The sequence below is a fragment of the Colwellia echini genome, from assembly GCF_002843355.2.
Taxonomy (GTDB): Bacteria; Pseudomonadota; Gammaproteobacteria; order Enterobacterales; family Alteromonadaceae; genus Colwellia; species Colwellia echini.
Genome location: NZ_PJAI02000012.1, coordinates 12,225 through 34,514, shown reverse-complemented (window position 1 = coordinate 34,514; position 22,290 = coordinate 12,225). Strand labels below are relative to the sequence as shown.

At 36.0% G+C, this 22,290-nt stretch carries 19 protein-coding genes; 7 read left to right on the top strand and 12 right to left on the bottom strand.

Going from position 1 to position 22,290, the window contains the following annotated elements; genetic code table 11:
• Window positions 1-218: 218 nt before the first annotated feature.
• Both rpe and trpS read left to right on the top strand, forming a co-directional pair.
• The gene (gene rpe / locus CWS31_RS11305) at window positions 219-893 is read left to right on the top strand and encodes a ribulose-phosphate 3-epimerase (protein ID WP_101345662.1); all 675 of its coding nucleotides are present in this window, start codon (window positions 219-221) and stop codon (window positions 891-893) included.
• 96 nt (window positions 894-989) lie between these two features.
• Complete coding sequence (gene trpS / locus CWS31_RS11300) at window positions 990-1,997, top strand: tryptophan--tRNA ligase (protein ID WP_101345663.1); 1,008 nt, start codon at window positions 990-992, stop codon at window positions 1,995-1,997.
• Between the two features lie 112 nt (window positions 1,998-2,109).
• Here trpS and CWS31_RS11295 read toward each other — a convergent pair whose 3' ends face one another.
• Together CWS31_RS11295 and CWS31_RS11290 are read right to left on the bottom strand one after the other, a co-directional pair.
• Window positions 2,110-3,228, bottom strand: a complete 1,119-nt coding sequence (locus CWS31_RS11295) for an FHA domain-containing protein (RefSeq protein WP_101345664.1) — start codon at window positions 3,226-3,228, stop codon at window positions 2,110-2,112.
• Window positions 3,219-4,514, bottom strand: a complete 1,296-nt coding sequence (locus tag CWS31_RS11290) for a S1 family peptidase (protein WP_101345665.1) — start codon at window positions 4,512-4,514, stop codon at window positions 3,219-3,221. Before CWS31_RS11290 ends, CWS31_RS11295 begins: the two co-directional genes overlap by 10 nt.
• A 194-nt stretch (window positions 4,515-4,708) precedes the next feature.
• Between CWS31_RS11290 and CWS31_RS11285 the strand changes: the two genes are divergently transcribed.
• Entirely contained in the window at window positions 4,709-5,647 is a 939-nt protein-coding gene (locus CWS31_RS11285; RefSeq protein ID WP_101345666.1) for a penicillin-binding transpeptidase domain-containing protein, read from the top strand.
• Between the two features lie 35 nt (window positions 5,648-5,682).
• Entirely contained in the window at window positions 5,683-6,087 is a 405-nt protein-coding gene (locus tag CWS31_RS11280) for an MmcQ/YjbR family DNA-binding protein (RefSeq protein ID WP_101345667.1), read from the top strand.
• An 88-nt stretch (window positions 6,088-6,175) separates the two neighbouring features.
• On the opposite strand, the gene CWS31_RS11275 is transcribed toward CWS31_RS11280, so the two are convergent.
• Both CWS31_RS11275 and CWS31_RS11270 read right to left on the bottom strand, forming a co-directional pair.
• A complete protein-coding gene (locus CWS31_RS11275; protein WP_101345668.1) occupies window positions 6,176-6,880 on the bottom strand; it encodes a pirin family protein in 705 nt (234 codons plus the stop codon).
• A 76-nt stretch (window positions 6,881-6,956) separates the two neighbouring features.
• A complete protein-coding gene (locus CWS31_RS11270; protein ID WP_101345669.1) occupies window positions 6,957-7,967 on the bottom strand; it encodes a glutathione S-transferase family protein in 1,011 nt (336 codons plus the stop codon).
• A 146-nt stretch (window positions 7,968-8,113) separates the two neighbouring features.
• Between CWS31_RS11270 and CWS31_RS11265 the strand changes: the two genes are divergently transcribed.
• Together CWS31_RS11265 and CWS31_RS11260 are read left to right on the top strand one after the other, a co-directional pair.
• Window positions 8,114-9,100: a LysR substrate-binding domain-containing protein gene (locus tag CWS31_RS11265; protein WP_101345670.1), complete on the top strand. Its 987-nt coding sequence runs from the start codon at window positions 8,114-8,116 to the stop codon at window positions 9,098-9,100.
• Window positions 9,101-9,250: 150 nt separating this feature from the next.
• Complete coding sequence (locus tag CWS31_RS11260) at window positions 9,251-9,592, top strand: NirD/YgiW/YdeI family stress tolerance protein (protein WP_101345671.1); 342 nt, start codon at window positions 9,251-9,253, stop codon at window positions 9,590-9,592.
• Window positions 9,593-9,644: 52 nt separating this feature from the next.
• On the opposite strand, the gene CWS31_RS11255 is transcribed toward CWS31_RS11260, so the two are convergent.
• The 4 genes from CWS31_RS11255 to CWS31_RS11240 form a co-directional block, all read right to left on the bottom strand.
• A complete protein-coding gene (locus tag CWS31_RS11255; RefSeq protein WP_101345672.1) occupies window positions 9,645-10,304 on the bottom strand; it encodes a peroxiredoxin-like family protein in 660 nt (219 codons plus the stop codon).
• An 85-nt stretch (window positions 10,305-10,389) separates the two neighbouring features.
• On the bottom strand, window positions 10,390-12,303 hold the full coding sequence (locus tag CWS31_RS11250; RefSeq protein WP_246143495.1) for a putative bifunctional diguanylate cyclase/phosphodiesterase: 1,914 nt from the start codon (window positions 12,301-12,303) through the stop codon (window positions 10,390-10,392).
• 74 nt (window positions 12,304-12,377) lie between these two features.
• On the bottom strand, window positions 12,378-13,586 hold the full coding sequence (locus CWS31_RS11245) for a multidrug effflux MFS transporter (protein WP_101345673.1): 1,209 nt from the start codon (window positions 13,584-13,586) through the stop codon (window positions 12,378-12,380).
• A gap of 388 nt (window positions 13,587-13,974) precedes the next feature.
• Window positions 13,975-14,223: a DUF3297 family protein gene (locus tag CWS31_RS11240; protein ID WP_101345674.1), complete on the bottom strand. Its 249-nt coding sequence runs from the start codon at window positions 14,221-14,223 to the stop codon at window positions 13,975-13,977.
• Between the two features lie 391 nt (window positions 14,224-14,614).
• On the opposite strand from CWS31_RS11240, the gene CWS31_RS11235 reads away from it, so the two are divergent.
• A complete protein-coding gene (locus CWS31_RS11235) occupies window positions 14,615-16,945 on the top strand; it encodes an ABC transporter substrate-binding protein (protein WP_101345675.1) in 2,331 nt (776 codons plus the stop codon).
• Between the two features lie 78 nt (window positions 16,946-17,023).
• Here CWS31_RS11235 and CWS31_RS11230 read toward each other — a convergent pair whose 3' ends face one another.
• The 4 genes from CWS31_RS11230 to CWS31_RS11215 all read right to left on the bottom strand — a co-directional run bounded on the left by CWS31_RS11230 (window position 17,024) and on the right by CWS31_RS11215 (window position 21,967).
• Window positions 17,024-18,793 carry a sugar phosphorylase gene (locus tag CWS31_RS11230; RefSeq protein ID WP_101345676.1) on the bottom strand — a complete coding sequence of 590 codons (1,770 nt, stop codon included), beginning with the start codon at window positions 18,791-18,793 and terminating at the stop codon, window positions 17,024-17,026.
• 143 nt (window positions 18,794-18,936) lie between these two features.
• Complete coding sequence (locus tag CWS31_RS11225) at window positions 18,937-20,169, bottom strand: glycosyltransferase family protein (protein WP_101345677.1); 1,233 nt, start codon at window positions 20,167-20,169, stop codon at window positions 18,937-18,939.
• 77 nt (window positions 20,170-20,246) lie between these two features.
• A complete protein-coding gene (locus tag CWS31_RS11220; protein WP_101345678.1) occupies window positions 20,247-21,077 on the bottom strand; it encodes an HAD-IIB family hydrolase in 831 nt (276 codons plus the stop codon).
• Window positions 21,074-21,967 carry a kinase gene (locus tag CWS31_RS11215; RefSeq protein WP_101345691.1) on the bottom strand — a complete coding sequence of 298 codons (894 nt, stop codon included), beginning with the start codon at window positions 21,965-21,967 and terminating at the stop codon, window positions 21,074-21,076. The genes CWS31_RS11220 and CWS31_RS11215 overlap by 4 nt, the downstream gene beginning before the upstream one ends.
• Between the last annotated feature and the right edge of the window lie 323 nt (window positions 21,968-22,290).

Sequence of the window (22,290 nt, the reverse complement as noted above, 5' to 3'; positions counted from 1 at the left end):
TATATAACTAATAAACAATAACTTACGATAGTTTAAAATTTTATTGAACTTTTATTAAATATTTATGTCACTCTGGTTTGTGCTTTTTTGGTGCACAGTTGCCAAGTTGGTGCGCGCAGCTGGTGCGTCTCGTTAATTAAACGAGTAGGTACTTTATATCTTCATTAATTGCGTAGCATTAGGTAAAATAAGACAAATTTTATTGTTCGGTTATTTCTATGTCTGATTATTTAATTGCTCCTTCTATTTTGTCTGCCGACTTTGCTCGTTTAGGTGACGATGTTGCTAAGGTATTAGCAGCAGGTGCAGATGTTGTTCATTTCGATGTGATGGATAATCATTTTGTACCTAACCTAACGTTTGGCCCGATGATATGTAAGTCGTTACGTGATTATGGTATTAACGCACCTATTGACGTGCATTTAATGGTAAAGAATGTAGATTCACTTATTCCTAAGTTTGCAGAAGCTGGAGCGGATATTATTAGTTTCCATCCTGAAGCCAGTGATCATATTGATAGAAACTTACAGCTAATCAAAGACAGCGGCTGTAAAGCCGGTTTAGTTTTAAATCCTGCGACGCCTCTACAATGTTTAGACTTTGTGATGGATAAGCTTGACGTTATTTTATTAATGTCGGTAAACCCTGGTTTTGGCGGGCAATCTTTTATTCCGACTACATTAGATAAATTACGCTTAGTTAAAGAAAAAATTAAGCAAAGTGGTTATGATATTCGATTACAAGTTGATGGCGGTGTTAAAGCTAACAATATTGCTGAAATAGCAGCGGCAGGTGCTGATATGTTTGTTGCCGGTTCAGCTATTTTTTCACAAGTAGATTATAAAGTCGCAATTGATGAAATGCGTGCAGAGTTGGCGAAAGTTAACCAATAATTATTAACGCGCTGTGCGAGTAAGCTATTAGAAAATAAGCAGTTGTGATGAACACAGCTAAATTAAGTAGAGTATTCAGAAGTTTAAGGGTAAATAATGACAAGTAAACCTATTGTATTAAGTGGCTGTCAGCCGTCTGGCGAGTTAACTATTGGTAATTATTTAGGCGCATTAAAGCAATGGGTTAATATGCAATCTACACACGAATGTTATTACATGCTAGTTAATCAGCATGCTATTACCGTACGTCCTAACCCTGAAGATTTACGTAAGGCAACGTTAGATGGTTTAGCTTTATATTTAGCGTGTGGTGTTGATCCTGAACAAAGTACCATTTTTATTCAATCACATGTGCCAGAGCATTCCCAACTAAGTTGGGTGCTTAACTGTTATACGCAAATGGGTGAGCTTAACCGCATGACCCAATATAAAGATAAGTCTCAAAAGTCTGAAGCGAATATGAATTCAGGTTTATTTACTTACCCTGTCTTAATGGCTGCCGACATTTTACTTTATGGTGCTGATCGTGTGCCTGTTGGTGATGATCAAAAACAACATTTAGAATTAGCTAGAGATATTGCCACGCGCTTTAATAATCTACACGGTGATATTTTTAAAGTGCCAGATCCATTTATTCCTGAGCATGGTGCTCGTGTAATGAGTTTACTTGAACCTACCAAGAAAATGTCTAAGTCAGATGTTAATCCGGGTAACTTTATTGGCTTATTAGAAGACCCGAAAAAGATTGCTAAAAAAATAAAACGCGCCGTAACCGATTCAGACGAACAAGCGCGTATTTATTATAATCTTGAAGAAAAACCTGGGGTTTCAAACTTGTTATCTTTATTGTCTTGTGCAACAGGGACTTCAGTAGCAGATTTAGTACCCGCGTATGAAGATAAAATGTATGGTCATTTGAAAGGTGATGTAGCGAATGCTGTAGTTGCTCTACTTGAGCCAATTCAAACTAGGTTCCATGAATATCGAGCTGACCAAGGTTTCTTAGATGAAGTAATGCGCAGTGGCGCCGAAAAGGCTTCTGCACGAGCTTCAACAATACTTACTTCGGTATATGATGCAGTTGGTTTTATTCCTCGCCCGTAAATTGAGTATTTATAAGTTATAAAAAAGGCTTGTTTTTTAACGAAAACAAGCCTTTTATTTTACCTAGCACCTAGCACCTAGCACCTAGCACCTAGCACCTAGCACCTAGCACCTAGTCCTCAGATTGTGCTGCTTCACTCGCCTGAGTGAACAAGTTTTTACTTTCCTCAATAAAGTCAGCTACATTGTTACTTGGCGCTAACAAATAACTAGGAGCCATAATGGTTGCATCATATCGAGGCATTGGATCAAACTCCGGCTTTTTACTGTATTGCAATAAGTAGCTACCACCAAATAATAATATTGTGATACATAGAGCAACACTTATTCTTCGTTTAGCGCTTAGATGATAACCAATATAACAGTTGAGCCAAAACAAACTAAAAGCCATGCTAACGGCAAGCAAGGTGCTAGCTATATCCATAACAGGATTGCTCGCAGTGTTAAAAATAATAACCTCTTCTATTAAGTTAACAATCCATATCAGTATATAAAAGGTAAAACTAATACCAAGCTGAGCCAATATACGTGGTTCATTTTTTGTCAGGTGGGAAATAAGCGCTATACAAATAGGCCATAAAGCAAATAGTATGCTTTTGCTAAACGCACCAACGAATAATTGACTTATATTGGTTTCGCTCGGTTGATTTAAATAAGTATTATATGCGGCAATCAACATAAACAAAGCAATGCTTAAAAATACTGCTAAAGGATTGCGTATAATATCAATAATATGCTCAAAAGGACTAAACGCAACGGTATCTGCAACGTGGTGATCTTTAAATACCACCCTTAATTGGCTTTTACCCAAGGTTATAATGTCACCGTCGTGAATGATTTGTTGATGCGACTCTTGTGATAAATTTCGTTTAACTTCCCGCTTATTTTTTCGTTTTTTATCGTTACTATTTTCTAGTTTTGTACCATTAATCGAGTCGTTATCACTAAGTAACCAAGCACCTTGCGAATAACGTAATGATATATGTTTTGGGCAAATATAAGGATCACTTAAAATAATATCATTATGATAATCACGGCCAATGTTAATATTATTTTGCTTAATTCGGTGACGATGCAATAATTTGTGATTACGGCTGATCTCTTCAATAATAATCTCATCATTTATTCGATTGGAGTCGACAAATGTGGTGTCGTTAGTTTTATTCGAACGCTTATCAATATCCTCAAAGCTGATTGAATTATCTCTATTGACGCGGTTATTTATTTCCATGATACCGCCTCCATAAATTTAGACGTGAATGCCATGGCATTTTCTTGATTAACACCCGCTATAGTAAAGTGACTAACTAAGCCCTGTTGGTTTTTATCAACACTGGCACTTAAATACAGAACGTCGAACAAGCCTGAGAAGTCTTTATAAGCTCTAGTACAGAAAATAGTTTTATTATTAATAACTTTGTCGGTATTGATTGTACTTTCAGGCATAATTAAATCATGGCGACACTGATATTCACTCACATCTTCTTTCATTGCCCTATTACCGGGGCCTGCATGTGAAATTTGTTGTTGATATAAATGATAAAATTTATCATCACTTAAGTCTTTTGCACGCATATAACGAAATTCTATCTCTACACCACCAGTAAAAAAGTGTGATGATAAGTAGGTACTCTCATCTAACGAACAGTTGGCGATAACCGCTTCAATAATGGCATCGGTTTTATCTGCATTAGAATCACCCCAGCAACGAATAAAAGGTACATCAATAATTGGGATCATTGCTTTACCTGCCAGCTCTTTGCTTTGCCAAGTGTTATTCAATAAAGCGTCCATTAATTTGTTTTGATTGGCAAATAATTGCTCAGCTATTTGCTTTTCAATGTGATCTTTAGCTACTGGTTCAACCGCAGTTTGCACTCGGTTGTTGTACGCCTTAAATAACGTTACCAATTTATCATGGGGCACTAAAAAGCCAATTTGATTGCCTGATGTTGCTACATTAATCCCAACAACCTTTTCATTGTTATTAACAACTGGACCGCCACTCATGCCCGAATTTATTGAACCAGTAAAATGAATACGTTCATTAAAAGATTCTTTTTTCAAACCATTATAAGTACCCGGCACTACAATCATGCCTAAATCATGAGGATTACCTAAGGCAAATAACTGCTCACCCTTAATTGGCTCTCTATCTGAGAGTAAAAAATAAGGCATATCACTTACAGTGGGACGTTTTACCAAAGCTAGATCGTTGATTACATCAACACTAACTAAATCCATTTCACCGGTATTGCCGTTGTGATCTAAATATTCAATTCGGTATTTATCAGGGTGGCGGGCATAACTTGAAATAACATGATAATTAGTCGCAATAATACCGTCTTTACTTATTTGAAAGCCTGAGCCGATTGACGACTTTTCGCCGCTGGCCTTATCAATTAATTTTATTTGGTAAAGGGAGGGAGTTAATTGAGCAAATATCTCTTCAGCTTGTTCGGTGGCAAAACAGCGATAACTTAATAGTATAAAAACTAAAATAAAAAAAGTTTTCATTCATCTTCCTGGTGATAATTCATTATTCCATTGTGACAGTAAATATACATTTGTCACCCTAAACAGTGACATAAATAGAGTAACCTTATGTATGTTATTGTTTCTTTATGTGAAGCCACGTATAGTTTTATAATAAAGAGTGTTTGTTGGTAGTTGTTACTCTGACATAGTCATTAACGTTAAAAGAGATTTACGTGAAAAAAAATATTAATATTTTCAGTATTATAAGTACATTAGTTTTAAGTGGCTTTACCACATCATTATTGGCAAGTGATAAGCTTTGCTTGGCTAGTAATAACGATTGTACTTTCGTGTTACTGAGTGAAAATATCAGCGAAACAGTTAGTGAGATTATCGACGAAAACTTAAATGCGCGTACTGGTGATAGTAGCGAAAAAGTCATGCAAACCTCATCGGTTAGTGAGGCTAATGAAATACTGTCAATTGTCAATGAAGCTAGAGCAAAGGAGCGTTTATCACCGTTTTCTACGTTTAAAATTCCTAATAGTTTAATTGCACTCGACAGTAAGTTAATCACGAGCGCTAAACAGTCACTCACCTATGACAAGGAAAAATATCCTACTGAGGCATGGTGGCCATCAACTTGGCAATTGTCTGAATATAATCTTGCCGCCGCATTTAAATTTTCGATCGTACCTATTTATCGACAAATCGCGACAGATATAGGTGAAGAAACCATGAAAACCTATATTGAAAATTTTACTTATGGTAACGAAGATATTTCTTCGGGCTTAGATAACTTTTGGCTTAATGGCAGCTTAAAGATATCAGCAATAGAGCAGATCGAGTTTTTACAAAAATTAAATCAAGGTCATTTAGGAGTGAGCCAACAAAGTCTTGATACCTTAAAAGCTATAATGCTGGTAGAAACAACCGATAATTATCTACTGTATGCCAAAACAGGCACGGGCACTATCGATAATATGGTTAATGATGAGACCAAAAGCAGCACTTTAAAATTAGGTTGGTATGTTGGTTTTGTTGAAAATTCGCAAGGAGTTCATTATTTTGCGTTTAATTTCAGTCGTAACAGTTATAACAATATGAATACAGAACGTATTGAAATTGTGCGTAATCATTTACGAAAAGCTGGCGTTATTGACCAACCTTAACTCACTATAACCAGTTACCATAAAAAGACACCACAATGACCAGTTTAACTCAACAACAAGCAGAGCAATATTTACTAAGTAAACCTGAAGCTCAAATAACCTTCCCGTTCGGCGAAGAAACCAAAGTGTTCAAAGTTAAAAATAAAATGTTTGCTACCTTGTCTGTTGGTAAAATGGGTAAGAGTGATGACAGCGGAGATACACAAAGTAATTGTTATTGGATGAATTTGAAATGCGATGCCGATGAAGCGGTAATGTTACGTGATATTTTTCCGTCGGTGATCCCTGGATATCATATGAATAAAAAACTTTGGAATACCATTATACTCGATGGCTCAATCCCGCTGGGGGAACTTGAGCGCATGATGGATAACTCATTTAACCTTGTAGTTAGCAACATGGCTAAGAAAGATCAACAGTCAATTTTAGTGCGTTTATAAGAAATAACCAAGCGGGTTGCTAGGGATTAAAGAAACAATATTAATTCATATAGCCATAATACCAATTGAAATAGTAAGTCTATCACCTTCAAATGCTATCAATAATGATAATTTCACAATCAGTTGAAGCACGTAATCTAATAAACTTAGACTGAGTCACTTCCAAACCATCGCCTTTATTCATGGTAACAACACCAGAATTATCCTCAATGATAAACATACCATTTGAAGCTAATACATACGCTTGATGGGTAATGTCATGTTCTATAACTGTGCTTTGTGCTAATTTGCCACTATATAGTCGTGCTTCCTGATTGATAAAAAGTGCTTTGTCTTTATCTTCACTGTAGCCTGAAGCTAGTAAAGTTAGTGCAGAGTCTACTTGATTACGGAATTTTTTCGTTTCCCAGCGAGGCGCTACATTATGTTTATTAGTTTCGATCCAAATTTGGTAAAGCGTCAATGGTTTAGCACTTTGGTTGTATTCTGAGTGCACAATGCCTGTTCCTGCACTCATTACCTGTACTTCTCCTTCTTGTGTTGTACCTTTATTGCCCAAGTTATCTTGATGAGTTATAACGCCAGATCTTATAAAACTAATAATCTCCATATTTTTGTGAGGATGAGCGGGAAAGCCTGTGCCAGCATCAATCCAATCATCGTTAATCACGCGTAATTTACCAAACCCCATGCGGGTAGGGTTATAGTAATTAGCAAAACTAAAGTGAAATTTAGACTTAAGCCAACCATGGTTAGCATTTCCTAAGCTTTTATAAGAGTAGTGTTTGAGCATAATGTATCCCTCGATGGTAAATATAATTAAGTACAAATAGAGTCAGTAATAATACTATGACTAAGAGCCGTAGCTATTAGCTAAACTGCTTGTCTCGGTTATGAGGTACAGTCCAGTCTTGCTGATGGCTTATGGGTACAATACCGTAAGGGTTTAACCTTAAATGGCTAGCGTAATAATGACGCTTTATATGTGCTTCATTTACGGTTTTAGCAATATTAGGTAGTTGATATAGTTCTACCATGTAATGATAAATATTATGGTACTGCTCAATCAGCTTTAAATTACATTTAAAATGAGTATGGTACACCGAATCAAAACGTACCAAGGTAACCCATAAACGCCAATCTGCCTCGGTTATCTCGTTACCTGTTAAGTAACGTTGTTTCGATAACTTATCGTCAAGCAGATCTAAAGCTGAAAATAACTTGCTTACATTGTTATCATAAGCCTCTTGCGTTGTTGCAAAACCTGTTTTGTAAACACCATTATTAATGTTGTGATAAATAAATTCATTTTCGATATCAATTTTTTCTCGTAAACTTTCAGGATAAAAATCGCGTGTATTACCTGTAATATCGTTAAACGCACTATTGAACATCCTAATAATTTCAGAAGACTCATTGTTTACTATCACTTTATTTTTTTTGTCCCATAAAATAGGTACGCTATTTACGCCACTATAATCTGGATCTTGAGCTAGGTATTTTTCGCTGATATAACTTTCTTGAGCTAAATCAGTATTGACAGCATCATTATATAAGTCATCACCTGTGGTGCCATACCGCTTGGCTGATTCTTCATCATGATGAAAGCTCCAACCTTTATCATGCATATCTGGATGAACAACACTGACGGTAATTAAGTCTTCTAAACCTTTTAATTGACGAAAAACTAAGGTGCGATGCGCCCAAGGGCAAGCGAGTGACACGTATAAATGATAACGACCCGCTTCTGCTTTAAAACCATCACGCCCGCTTATACCCGCACTACCATCAGAAGTGATCCAATTTCTAAATTGTGATTCTTTACGCTGATATTCGCCATTTTTAATACTGCTGTTCCAGCTATTTTTTACTGATGTCATGGTCGTAACCTCTATCCGTTAAGTATTTTATGTATCCATTGTATAAGTTGAATATTAAGTGAATAACCCCTAGTATTTGTTTGAACTGTTCAAAATATTTGAATAGTTTTTTGTGGTTAAACTTTAATAAATTATGAGATAAAACAATGAATACACCGCCACTGAGTATTGAAGCTTTATTGGTATTAGACGCCATTGAACATCGCGGTAGCTTTGCTGCAGCAGCAGAGCAGCTAAACAAAGTCCCTTCAGCGCTTTCTTATATTGTGCAAAAGCTAGAAGAACAGTTAAATGTAACCATATTTGTTAGGCAAGGTCGGCGATCTGTACTTACGCCAGCAGGTAAACATTTATTGATTGAAGGGCGTAAAGTCTTATTGGCACTTAATGCTTTATCTGAGCAAACGCAAACTATTGCGAATGGTTGGGAACCTAAAATTCGTATTGCTTGTGATTCAATTATTGATATTAAACCTATATTTACAGGCATTCAGCGTTTTCTAACCGAACATGAAAATATTGAAATTGATGTACGGGAGGAGGTAATGAATGGCACTTGGGAAGCCTTAATTGAAGATAAAGTTGATTTAGTGATTGGAGCACCCGCACCAATTCCTGTACAAAAAGGTATTAGAGCCATAAAAATTAGTGATTTTGATAGTGTTTTGGTGGTTAGTAAGTCTTATCAATTTGCATCGCAATTATTAACAAGTTCATCAAAAGAAATGTCAAAACCGCCATCAAAGCAGTCATCAAAGCAATCATCAAACCAATCCTCAAAAGAATCCATAAAAGCTAGAACGTCGATTTCAACAACTGAATTGACTAAATATCGTAGTGTTGTAGTGCACGACTCAGCAAAAAATGAAATACCTTGGTCGGTCAATGTAATTGATGGTAAACAACGTTTTTATGTCAGTAGCATAGGGCAAAAAATTGATGCAATCATTGCTGGGATTGGTATCGGCTTTTTACCTAAATATCTCGCTCAACAATATATTATGTCAGGACAATTAACAGAAATAGCTTTAACAGAGAATAAAGTTAGACAAGATCTATTTATGGCTTGGAAAATAACTAATAAGGGCAAAGGACTAAATAAGTTAACCGCTATTTTATTAGGAGAAAAATAACAGTAATAGCAAATGGGCAAAATAGATAATTTATCTACTTAATAGAAAATAGGTTCATTTACAAATTTAAACACATGTTATACATAACAATATGCAAATACTTTACATATAGAATATACTAAGTTTTTAAATATTCATCTTGAGGCAACAATGAAAAAATTATTATTAACAGCGACTTTAGCATTATCTTTCACCGCTAATGCGGCATTCGTTGGCGAAGGTTCTCCGGTATACACTGTAATTTCTATTAAAGAAGCGGTTGAATTAAAAGACGATACCAAAGTACTAGTTGAGGGGTTCATTGTGAAGCAGCTGGGCGATGATCTTTATTTGTTTAAAGATGCTAGCGGTGAAGTAGAAATGGAAATTGATGATTCAGATTTCAGAGAAATCACAGTCACATCAAAAGATAAATTACGAATTACGGCTGAAGTAGATAGTAATTTGACAGGCACCAGTTTAGAAGTTGATTATTTAGAGCTAGTTAAATAACACGATATGAAGCACCTTATTTAGGTGCTTTTTTATAGGCTTTCAACTCGCTTTAAGAATTGCTCGCTAAGCTTTGTAAAGCCTCTATAATATCGTCTGGCTCTGAGCGTGTTCGATAGTCTACATCGACATAGCGCCAACTAACTTCACCATTAGTGTTTATAATAAAAGTAGCGGGAATAGGGAGAATGTTGCTATTGCCGTTATTGATCGCTTCAAGGTTAAGTTTACGATCTACGCGCATGTGTTCAAGAAGGTATTCAGGTACTTCCCACGCTACGCCATACTGTGCTGCTACTTTGGCATCTTGATCTGATAATACAATAAAATCTAAATTGTTAATTTCATCGGCTGTTAAGGAATCGTCTGGCACTTGCGGACTAATAGCAACTAACTGAGCGCCTAGCGCAGTAATATCAGGCATGCGTTGCTGTAAAGCGTTCAGCTGTAAATTACAATATGGGCACCAACTACCACGATAAAAAGTAACAACAACCGGGCCTTTTATTAATAAATCGGTTAAGGATATGAGTGTGCCTTTTGGGTTAGTTAAGGTGAAGTTTGGTGCATTATCATTAAGTTTAAGTGCACTATCGCCTTGTTGAAATAGCTTTGCTTGAGCAATAATTTCGTCAACGTTTTGCATGAATTCAGGATTTGCTTGTCGTCCTGCTGCAATTTTAGCTTTGGTTTTTTCTTGTAAACTTGTCATCGTTCTTGCCTATAAAGTTATCGTTGATTTATATAAAATCATACGTTGATATTTAACCCGAACAGCGGTTATTTAATACCAAGTACTATTTTGTTAAAAAGCTTGGAATGTCTTCTATTTCAAGGGGCTTAGAAAAATAATAGCCTTGAAGAAAATCAACGCCTAGCAGCGCTAACTCTTGTGCTTGCTCTTCGGTTTCAACACCTTCAGCGACGACTAAAAAGTCTAATGATGAAGCAATATCCATTACCGCAGAAATAATAGCACGACCATTCCCTTGTAAGTTATTTACAAAAGAGCGGTCTATTTTTACCATGTTTACGCCTAAATCTTGCATCGCAGAAAGCGACGAGTAGCCTGTACCAAAATCATCAATAGATACTTCAATGCCTCTCGCTTGTAAGCGCTTAACTTGATTTAATATAGTGCTGGTATCAGCAGAAAAAACAGATTCAGTAATTTCTATATGTAATAACTTTGCGGGTAAGTTACTGATGGTAAGCGCTTCTTCAATTATGTCTATAAAATCATCTTCTTTGAATTGAATGACTGAAACGTTAACGCAAACTGAAAGCTGTAGTGATTTGTCCCATTTGCTCGCTTCTATACAAGCATTTTTTAATACCCAAGCGCCAATTTCATGAATTAAACCATATTGCTCAGCAATAGTAATAAACTCATCAGGTGTGATGTTTTCACCATTTATTTTCCAGCGAATGAGTGCTTCAAACGCAACCGTTTTATGGTTTTTAGACGATACTAAAGGCTGAAATACTAAACGTAATTGTTGGTTTTCACTTGCTTTAGTTAGACCATTTTTCAAATGTAGCTCATGCGAATAAAGCTTTTCCATTTTCTCAGAAAATACACCTACCGTAGATCTAGCCTGTTTCTTTTGAAAGTACATAGCCATATCAGCGGCTTGAATAAGGCTTTCTTCAGTGGTGGCGTGATCGGGATAAAGGGCAATACCAATAGTAGCGCCTACAGTAAGTAAGCTATTTTCAAAGTTATGGGGTTCAGAAAGTTGCGCTATTAATTGTAATGACTTTTTCATCGCTGCTGCTTCATCTACATCGAAAAGTGCAATTAAAAATTCATCTCCTCCCCAGCGACAAACTAGCTGAGAACTTTGTTTATCTTGATTAAGTCGGGCTGCAGAGTCCCTTAAAATTAGGTCACCGGCTTTATGACCAATACTATCATTAATTTTTTTAAAGTCATCGAGATCAATAAAGAGCAGAGCAAATGTTTCATTAGATTTTTCTATGACCGATTTTAAGTGGCTTAAAAAAGCAGCCCTATTATATAAACCGGTAAGTGGATCGAGATTAGATAGTTCGTAAATTTTTTGGGTACGCTGTTTAACTTTTTCTTCCATTTGCTGAACTAAGGTTGCATTTTCATTTTTCAAAAATAAGGTTTGTCGCGTAAAGTTAGCTGCTTTATTTGAAATTAATACCATTACAATACAGAAGGAAAAACCAAGTACACCAAGGAGTTCAAATGCAAAAGTACCAGACAATAGTAAAGCTAATGAACCTGGGGCGAGTAAAATAAATGAAAAAAACAGCGCTGTTTTTTTGTGGGCGGCCAATATTGAGGTTGCGCCGCCGGCCATTGAGGCGATAGCAATAACTGTTGTGGTTAACTCTATCCCATCATTGTGCATCGCCATATACACTAAATATATAGCCCACATAATAGCAGTAGGGTTTACACCTAAAATGAAATGATTAACCGCTTTTTTGCCGTCGAATTCAGTCTGCTTTAATTTGGTTTTCCACCAAATAACATCCACCATTCTCAGTGTGAGTAGAGTTGTCATTCCCAACCACCACATTAATTGAAAAGCGTTTGTTACAGGATCATCAAAAGCAAAAACCAGTAAAGTTGAGGTAATAACACTAACCATAATGCCTGACACTGCATTGCTGTACAGTATCATTGCAACATCACGCTGCATATTTTCGTTCAACTCTCGTGTAATACTTGCCAAAAAACACCTCTATAATTAACTTGAATACGTGAAGCAATATTATTGCGATATCATCAATAATACTTGATGATATTCTACTCTTTAAGTTTAGCCAAATTATCAGACACATAAGGCTTACTTCTCACTAACAACCATAATGAGCAAGCAATGGCGCCAATACAAAATTGTATAATGCCTAAGTTTTGTATTAATGTTTGCGGACGTAGCATAACTAGCATCATTCCCAGCGAGCCTGCCATCATTGAGCAAAATTGAATGATGGCCACTGAAGAACCAGTATCATTTTCTTGTTGGTTTAACATCAAATTTATGCCTGGAACGCGGACCATAATTATCATAATTGTTACGGGGGCGGTAATTAAAGCAAAAATAAGCGGTGATAAATTTCCTAAGGTGTAGGTTAATGTGCCACATATTGTCAATATGACAAAGCAAGCTGTTATTATTTTGTCTACGGCTATTCGCTTAGAAAGCGCGATGTAAATACTTGGGCCAAATGCGGCGAAAAAAGCATTAAACGAAAATGCATAACTGAACATCTGCTCTGATAAACCAAAATCATTAATATAAATAAATGATCCAGCAGCTAAAAATGACATTAATGCCATAGGAGGAATAGCAAAAATAGCTAATAATGAAAGAAATTGCTTATTTTTGATCACAACACCTAGTCGTCCCCAAGAATGTAACACTGAGCCGCTATATTTTTGCGCTAAGGTTTCTTTAAATAAAAGTGAGAATACAGTAGCAATACCGCCAAAAATAGCCAGAGCAATAAACATCATATGCCACGAGCTTATTTTTAGTAAGAATGCTCCAAGAATAGGGGCAACCATTGGAGCAATAATAACTAAAGACATAATAATGGCCATTATTTTTTCTCGTTGCCGACCATCATATAAGTCTTTCACTATGGCTGTTGCTACCACCGTTATTGCGCTGCCACCAAAAGCTTGAATTAAACGCGCAGCAATAAGCATTTCAACACTATTTGACAAAGCACACAACACACTAGCCGTTACATAAATACCTAAACCAAATAATAAAATAGGTTTACGGCCAAATTTTTCACTTAACGGCCCCCAAAAAAGCAAAGTGATGGCGTAAACCAAAAAATAAAGACTCAAGGTTAAGTTAACCATGGTTTCATTGGTGTTAAGGGTATTTACCATGGTTGGTAATGCAGCTAAATAAATATCAGTAGTTAGGGGAGGAAAAGCACTGATCATCACTAAAAATATTAAGGTGCCTATTTTACCTAAAAGGGGTTGTTCAACTTTCATCTGTGAAGCTCCAGATTAATGATAATGATAGACTTAATTTATCAACGAATAATAATTTTTTAGGTCACACAAGCAGAATACTATATGCAGCTAACCTATGCTAAAGCTTTGTTTAGCAACAATGATAAATAAATGGGAAGTATCTTATTGAGCTAAGCACTAATAAATGCTGGTTGTAAAACTTACGTGTATTTTGTTGAAATGGGTCACAGTAGTTGAAAAGCTTATTTGACCCATTTTAATCGCTCGGTTTAGATTGTTAAAAATAAGGTACTAAAACCATCATTAATATATACTTTAAACAGAGTTGAGTTTGCAATATTTGGGATGTTATCTCTAATATTACATATCAGAATTTAAGGTGGTTTTGAGTGCTTAACGATAGAGTTTATCGGTAAAAAGCTTCAACAGTACCTTTTCTTTTCATCAGTAAAGGTTGACCACGACGATCTAATGCTTTTCCTGCAGGAACCATAATCCAACCTTCGCTGATGCAATACTCCTCTACATCAAAGCGCTCTTTACCGTTGAATAAAATCCCAATTTCGTGTTCAAATATTTCTGCCACATGATGTGGGCTACGTGCATTGCCAGATAGGCGATCTGGCAAATCAGGTTTTGATTTTATGTCATTCATGTTAGTGACCTGTAATAAATAAAAAGTGCGCTATTGTAGGCAATATACCTATAACGCTCAAGCGTTACAGTAATAAATATTACCGACTATACTAAGGTAATGATATAGCAAGGTTACTATAAAAATCAGGTGAGTAGCGGGTAAAATAGCAAAGGAAATCAGTGTTTTGTTGTTCATGAACATAAGAATGAACATAAACATGAATATGAGTACGAAGTAAATTATTGAAAATCTGGTGCTTATACATTAATGAACAGCGCACATTTATTTATGTATTAATCTAGATGGTTGAATAAAATCAAAGATAACTTGTCTAAGTATATGCTACCTTTAACTATTCATTTATCCGTAAGTTCCTATTAATTAGTTGTATTATCGTAAGGTCTGTATTTTGTCATTGAATCAAGGTTACTTAATAAAAACATTCAGTGTTGCCCTTCTATTATTAGCCTCTTTTTCATCTGTGGCGCTCGAACAAGTATCACTTCAATTAAAATGGATGCATCAATTTCAGTTTGCTGGTTACTATATGGCAAAAGAGAAAGGCTTTTATGCCGAAGAAGGCTTTGAAGTTGAAATAAGAGAGCGTGATCCTAAAAGCTTACCTTTTGATGATGTTAATAGCGGCAGAGCTGATTATGGTATTGCTGACTCAAGTATTGTTTTAGAACGCTTAAAAGGTAAGCCAGTTGTTATTGCCTCAACGGTATTTCAAGAAAGCCCATTAGTTTTCATGTCGTTAAAAGAAAAAAATATCTCCAGTGTTTATGACTTGGCCAATAAACGCATTATGTTTCAACGTAGCTTTGACGATGCCGCTTTAATGGCAATGATAATGCTAGCGGGAATTAATGATAAACACTATACCTTAGTACCTCATAGCTTTGACAATATGGCGCTCAATAGAGCTGATGTTGATGTAGTATCCGCTTATAAAACCAACCAAGTGATTAGGTATAAAGAATTGGGGATCGAGATTAATGTTCTTGATCCAAGTAGTTATGGAATCGATTTTTATGGCGATTTAATTTTTACCAGTGAAGCAAATGTAAAAAAACAGCCAGATCGCGTAGAAGCTTTTGTTAGAGCAAGTCTAAAAGGTTGGCAATATGCGCTAGATAATCCCGAAGAAACGGTTGATTTAATTCTTAAAAAATATAATACCCAGTCAGATAGAAAACAACTTTTGCTTGAAGCTGCAGGGATTAAAAACAATATTAAATTAAATTATGTGCCGCTAGGTACAATGCATGAACAACGTTTTAATCGCATTGCTAATATCTATAAAGAATTAGGTTTAGTTAATAAATCTAATACCTTGGTTGGGTTAACGTTAAAAAGTTATGGGGAACAAACGAAGCAACTAAATACCCAAACACTGATTGTTATATGTGCTGTGATCGCACTGTTAGTGTTAGTGTTGATAATCGTTATTATTTTCAATGCAAAATTAAATCGGTTGGTGTTAGAAAAAACAAACGCACTCTCGTTAAGTAATAAAGAATTGGCCAATAATATTGAAGAAATTAACCAAAAAAATAAACTACTAGAAATATCGAAGTCAGAAGCAGATAAAGCGAACCAAGTAAAATCGTTTTTTCTCGCCAATATGAGCCACGAAATACGTACACCAATGAATGGTATATACGGTAGCTTACAAATTTTGAATCAAAAATCTAAAACTGGTGAAGATAAAATGCTGATTGAGCAAGCGTTGTATTCATCAAAATGTTTATTAACTATTATTAACGATATTCTTGATCTTTCAAAAATGGAAGAGGGTAAGTTATCGGTTGAAGTAACGCCTTTTAATTTAACAGAGCTGATTCAGTCGGTGATTTATGATTTAACTCAAGCCAGTGTTGAACAAGGTACGCAAATAGAATTACTGAATGACAATAAAGACCAAGCATGGCTTGGCGACCCTATTCGTATCCGGCAAATCTTACTGAATATATTAGGAAACTCAGTAAAGTTTACTAAAAGGGGCACAGTAAAAGTAAAGATTAATAACATAGCTGATCAGGAGGTAAGTATTGAAGTATTAGACACGGGTATTGGCATGAGTGAAGCCATGTTGAATAAACTGTTCACTCGTTTTGAGCAAGCAGACGGTTCAACAACGCGTAAATACGGTGGCACCGGTTTAGGTTTAGCTATTAGTAAATCCCTTGTCGATTTAATGCAAGGCACTATTACCGCACAAAGTACTGAAGGTAAGGGCAGTCGCTTTGTTATTAGGTTACCGTTAACAAAATCTAAGTTGGAAGAGGTTGAGCAAAATAAAGCCGAAAAATCAAAACACAGCACGATAGATTTATCAGACAAAACCATTTTGATTGCAGAAGATAATAAGATTAATCAAGTGATCATTAAAAAAATGCTTAGTGACAGTAAAGCAAAACTGATTGTTGTTGAAAATGGTTTATTAGCGGTGAATACTTTTAAACAGTTAACAACCGCTAATAAAATTGATAACCCTATTACTATCGATTTGATTTTGATGGATATTCAGATGCCGGTAATGGACGGTATCGAAGCTTGTAAAGCGCTTAAGCTGTTAGCTCATTGTCCACCCATAGTGGCATTAACCGCTAATGTTATGCCAAATGATATTACGCACTATTTAAACTCAGGGTTTGATGATCACTTAGGTAAGCCTGTGGAATTAGGCAGTTTATATAAAATGTTAACCGAGCAGTTGTTAAAAACAGCACGGTAAATTAATAGCCATGCTGTATATTTCTCCTGAACCTAACTCGACCCTGTAACAATAGCTTTAACGTGCAGGTAACAAATATTATTTTAGAGCCACATTATTTGCGATCCACACTGTTTGATAGGGCTCTAGCGTTATCTCTTCTGTTAACTCAGAAATAACAGTATTGCTGATCAATTCAATCCAAGATTCAGTAATAATCAAGTTCAACTCTGCTAATGGTAATTGCAGTGGTTGGTTGGTTATATTGCTCACACAGAAAATACTTTGTTTTCTGTCTCTACTTTGTCGCCAAAAACCAAATAGTTGTAAACCTAAATGTAATGTAAACTGAGTAGCATTGGGGTGGAAAGCCGGTTGGTTTATTCTAATATTCAATAAAGATTTTAAAGTATTAAGTACTTTAGCATGATGCAAAGAATTATCAGCAAGTGCTGTAGCTAGTTCATCTTCATCCCAGCGGTGTCTATTAATAGAGCGGTTATGATGAGTATTAGCCAGTTTTTGATAATCATTTTGTGTACCTAACAAGCTATGAATGTAAACACCGGGAATGCCTTCAAGCGCAAACATAATGGCATGGGCACAAATGAAGCGTTCAAAGTTCCATTCATCTTTCCCCTCAACCGTGCCTTGCATCGCATCATACAATGAAATATTCATTTCATAGGCTTTTTGTTCACCAGCGTCAGAGGTGCGCCAAGATATTTTACCGCCAAAATTTTCAACGGTACGCACAAGTGTATTAATTTCGCTGTCATCTAATAGCCCTTCAGCAGGGCGTAAGCCAATTCCGTCGTGCGAGGCCAAAAAATTAAAGTACATGGTGCCATCTTGTGATGGTGGCATACACATTAACCAGCGTTTTAAATACAAACAGCTACCTGTGAGTAAGGTGTTTAATAATAACGGTGGTAATGAAAAGTTATATATACCGTGCGCTTCGTTCGCGTTACCAAAATAAGTTAGGTTTTGTGTATTAGGGATATTTGTTTCGGTTATTATAATGGCATGCTCTTCTGCCGACTCAATTAGTGTTCTTAGTAATCTAACTGCTTCATGGGTTTGCGGTAAGTTGATACTTGTAGTACCAGGGACTTTCCATAAAAAGGCAATTGCGTCTAAGCGAAATATTTTAACACCAGCATCAAGATATTGTTTAATAATCGATGTAAATGCTTTTAATACTTCTGGGTTTCTAAAGTCAAAGTCAACCTGATCATGGCTAAAGGTACACCAAACAAATTTTTTACCGTTACCTGTTTCCACTTCTTTTAATAAGGGTGAAGTACGCGGACGTACAACCTCTGAGAGATCAGCATCGGGTAGGGCGGTAAAGAAATAATCACTACCTTGTCCTTCGCCTTTTACAAAGTTATCAAACCAAGCACTACGGCTTGAACAATGATTAATAACTAAATCAGACATTAGGTGATAATCGCGACTTATATCTTCAATATCTTGCCAAGTACCTAAGGATTCATTTACCGATGAGTAGTCTATAACGGCAAAACCGTCGTCAGAGCTATACGGAAAGAAAGGCAAAATGTGTACACTGTTAATAGTGTCTGCAATTGTGGCATCTAAAAAGGTTTTTAAGGTTTGTAATGGTGGTTGCTCATCTTTGATGATGCTATCACCATAAGTGATCAAAATAATATCCTTTTCAGACCAATGGTTGGTATAAGGCTTTTGGATCTCGCTAGTGCTAGATAGCTCCATTATATCTAACAATGATTGAGCAATATCTTCATACGATTGCTCAAGCTCAATCCCTTGATAAATAGTGGCAAGTTGCTGTATTAACTTGTCTCTTAATACATACTCTTGTGGATTGGTCGGTGTTGTCATTGTTCACCTCATTATTTGAAAAGGGGATATTTATCGTTCTTAACGATAAAAATAAACAAGAAAAGCCATCAGAGTCTAAATTCAATGGCTTGGTCTTATGTAGCAGTAAATTCAGGAATGAATTTACTGCTTAGCTGGTATACTTACTTCAATGATTGGCTAAACTCTTCATTATCTAATTCTACCGCTTCTTTTAATTGCTCTAAAATATCAGGAATAGCGCTAATCACTCGGTTCCATGACGGGATAAATGGTGTATCCATAGGCTGTTCTAAAAAGGTATTACCAGCGGTTATTATGTTTTTGGCAAACATTTCTACAGCTTCTTCTTCACTATGAATATCGAGTTTTAATCCGTTCATCATGGCATCATTGCGATAGGTTTCTACATAATCTAAAGCAATACGATAATAAGTGGCTTTTAACGTTCTGAATTTTTCAGCAGTAAAGGTTTCACCTTGAGTAGCGAGTTTACGAATAAACGATTTACTGATATCAACCGACATTTTTGATAAACCACCCTCGTCATTATCTAACGACATGTCTTGATGTTTATGATCATAAGTTGCTGCAATATCAACTTGGCAAATACGGTTTGAAGAATAGTTACGGTACATTTCAGACAATACACCAATTTCTAATCCCCAATCACTCGGAATTCGAATATCGCTTAATACATCTCTACGAAAAGAAAACTCACCCGCTAACGGATATAAAAAGCTGTCCATGTATTCAAGATAGTCGCAATGACCTACTGTTTTTTTCAAGGCTTTAATTAATGGCGTAACTAATAAGCGAGAAACACGACCGTTGATTTTACCGCCAGCAACACGAGCATAATAGCCTTTAGAAAATTCATAGTTAAATAATGGGTTGGCAACCGGGTATAGCAACCTGTCTAGTAGTTCACGCTCATAAGTTAAAATGTCACAGTCATGCAAGGCAACAGATTCTGCTTTGCCTGACGCTAAAATATAACCCATGCAATACCAAACATTACGGCCTTTACCTAACTCTTTAGGCGCTAAACCTAATGCTTGTAATTTTGCATCGATTGCTTGCAAGCGAGGACCGTCGTTCCATAAAACGCGGTGATGTTGCGGTAGTTCGCCAAAAAATGATAAAGCATGTTTATATTGAGCTAAGTCGGCTCTGTCTAAACCAATAACAATCTCAGATAAATATTCTACACCTTTCAGTTTACTAATAATGTCAGGTAAGGCTTTGCCTTCTAGTTCGGAAAATAAAGACGGTAAAATGAGACCTAAAGGCCGTGTTTTAGAAAAGGTTAATAGTTCAGCCGCCATATCCTTAGGATCTCGCTGCGCTAAATTATGAAGAGTTGTTACGGTACCGTTTTGATAGAAATCAGCCATGATTTACCTCTTAAGTTATTGTATTTATCTTATATGTTTTATATTTCTTCGAGTTTTAAGTTTTAAGTAAAAGTAAGTTAAATTAACTGCTCTGCTAGTATGTCTTGTATTGCTTCAGCCCAGCCTTCAGGGCCATATAGGCTTGTTTGGATAGTCATTTTTTGACGATATAATGTAGGAAACTCATGTGCAGGTGATTTTATTTGCACAGCAATATCTGCGGCTTCTAACATAGGGGTATCATTTTCACCATCTCCTAAGGCAATGGTACATATCGGGCTATTTTGTAACTGTGCTTGGTATTGTTCAGTTAACCAAAGCAATGCTTGGCCTTTATCACAATAACCACCAATATGTAAAAATCTACCGCCTTGAACAACATTGGCACCTAAATCAAGCATGTGATTTATAAAAGTGTCTTTAGTTGCCTCGTCGCCTAACCATTGCAGAGGCTCACCATATTGTCTTTGTTTTGCACGTTCTGCCTCATCAATACTTAATCCGGTTAATAAGGCAAGTTCAGATTCAGACATGGCAGAAAAGCCTTGGTAATTTCCGCTAAATTCGTTGTTTTCACCAGACAATAACGATAACCAATGCTCTACAGGTAAACAAAAAGATTTAACCCAGTACTTTCCTACAACATCAGTATCTGCAGGTTGCTTGCTAAACGTACCTATTGGGATATAAATGGCCGCGCCATTTTCAACGATAAAAGGAGTGTCTAGCTTTAAGTCTTGAAGAATTACTTCTAATTCAGCATAGGTTTTACTGGTATTTAAAATAACGGGAATATCAGCTCTTTTCAGCTGCGCAAGAGTTTTACTTGCGGCAATGGATTGATACGTAAAATGGTCGAGTAGTGTACCGTCTAAATCACTGAATATAATTCGCTTTATTTGACTCATAGACTTCCTGTTACGACATCTGTTAACGGAATATCCGTAATTTTACGATCGTATCCTAAATGAAAAATAGCATCGGCTGAGTTTGAAATGGTATTACAACCTTGTACACTCAATCGTTGAAAATACTGAGTGAAATTTAATATTTGTGCCGGAGACATAATTTTAGAATCGCATAAATCAACATTTCTGGCTTTTAATTTCTGTTCTTGCTCTAAACGCCATTGATAAACACAATCGAAAGAAGGTGCTTGTAAGGCTAACCAAAAGTCCATTTTGTGATACAAAGGCTCATAAGTTGTTATAAGTTGTTGATTGACATAATTGCGCCAAGCAGCAGTGGTGTCATGTTGTAACTCAAGTTCATTAATAGGAGAAAGTAATTGCGCTGGAGTTTGTGGTTGAACTCCCCAACACCAGCCTTCTAATAAAATGATATCAATCGGCTCATCAACTAAAGTCCATTCGCTTTCAGCTTTTGGTTCGTCGGTAGCTTTGTTGAATCGAGGAATTGAAAAACCAGTTTCATGCGCTGCTAATTGCGTTAAAACATTTTCAAGAGCCACCATATCGTGTGTGCCGGGAACTCCTCGTGTAGCCAATAGTGGGTGAATATCGTTGGCTAATTGTTTACGTTTTGCGCTTGAAAAGTAAAAATCGTCTAACGACATTACTACCACATTAAGTTGGTATTCAGCTCGCAAATAACTTGCAACAAAGTCAGTAAGCGTTGACTTACCACTACCTTGGCAACCATTGATACCTACAAAATAAGCTTTATCACTTTGCTTGAACTTATCAAATATTCGATCAGCCAAAGGTTTGTAATAGTTCTTAACCGTTAGCCGAAAATCTTCGGGCAATTTGTGTTGTTTAATAAAATCTGAAAGCATTTCTTCACCATTGATAATTATTAAGTAATATAAGCGTTTCAACTCTTATGCCATGATTATTTAAAAACAGTATTAAGCAGCTATCCTACTGTAAAATAATGATTATTCATGTATTTGTTTATTTAAAATATTATTTTAGAGTTGTAAAAAAATACAAACATAGTGCAGGTAATTAAATCAATTGCTCAATAATAGTGCAAAAACTGTTATATGCCGAGTTAACTTGTCTTATATTGTCTTAATTAATTGAGGTTAGCAATTTAGAGCAAGCAAAATCAGTAAATAATTGCCACTTATTGGTGCGGCGATATATGAGATAAAAA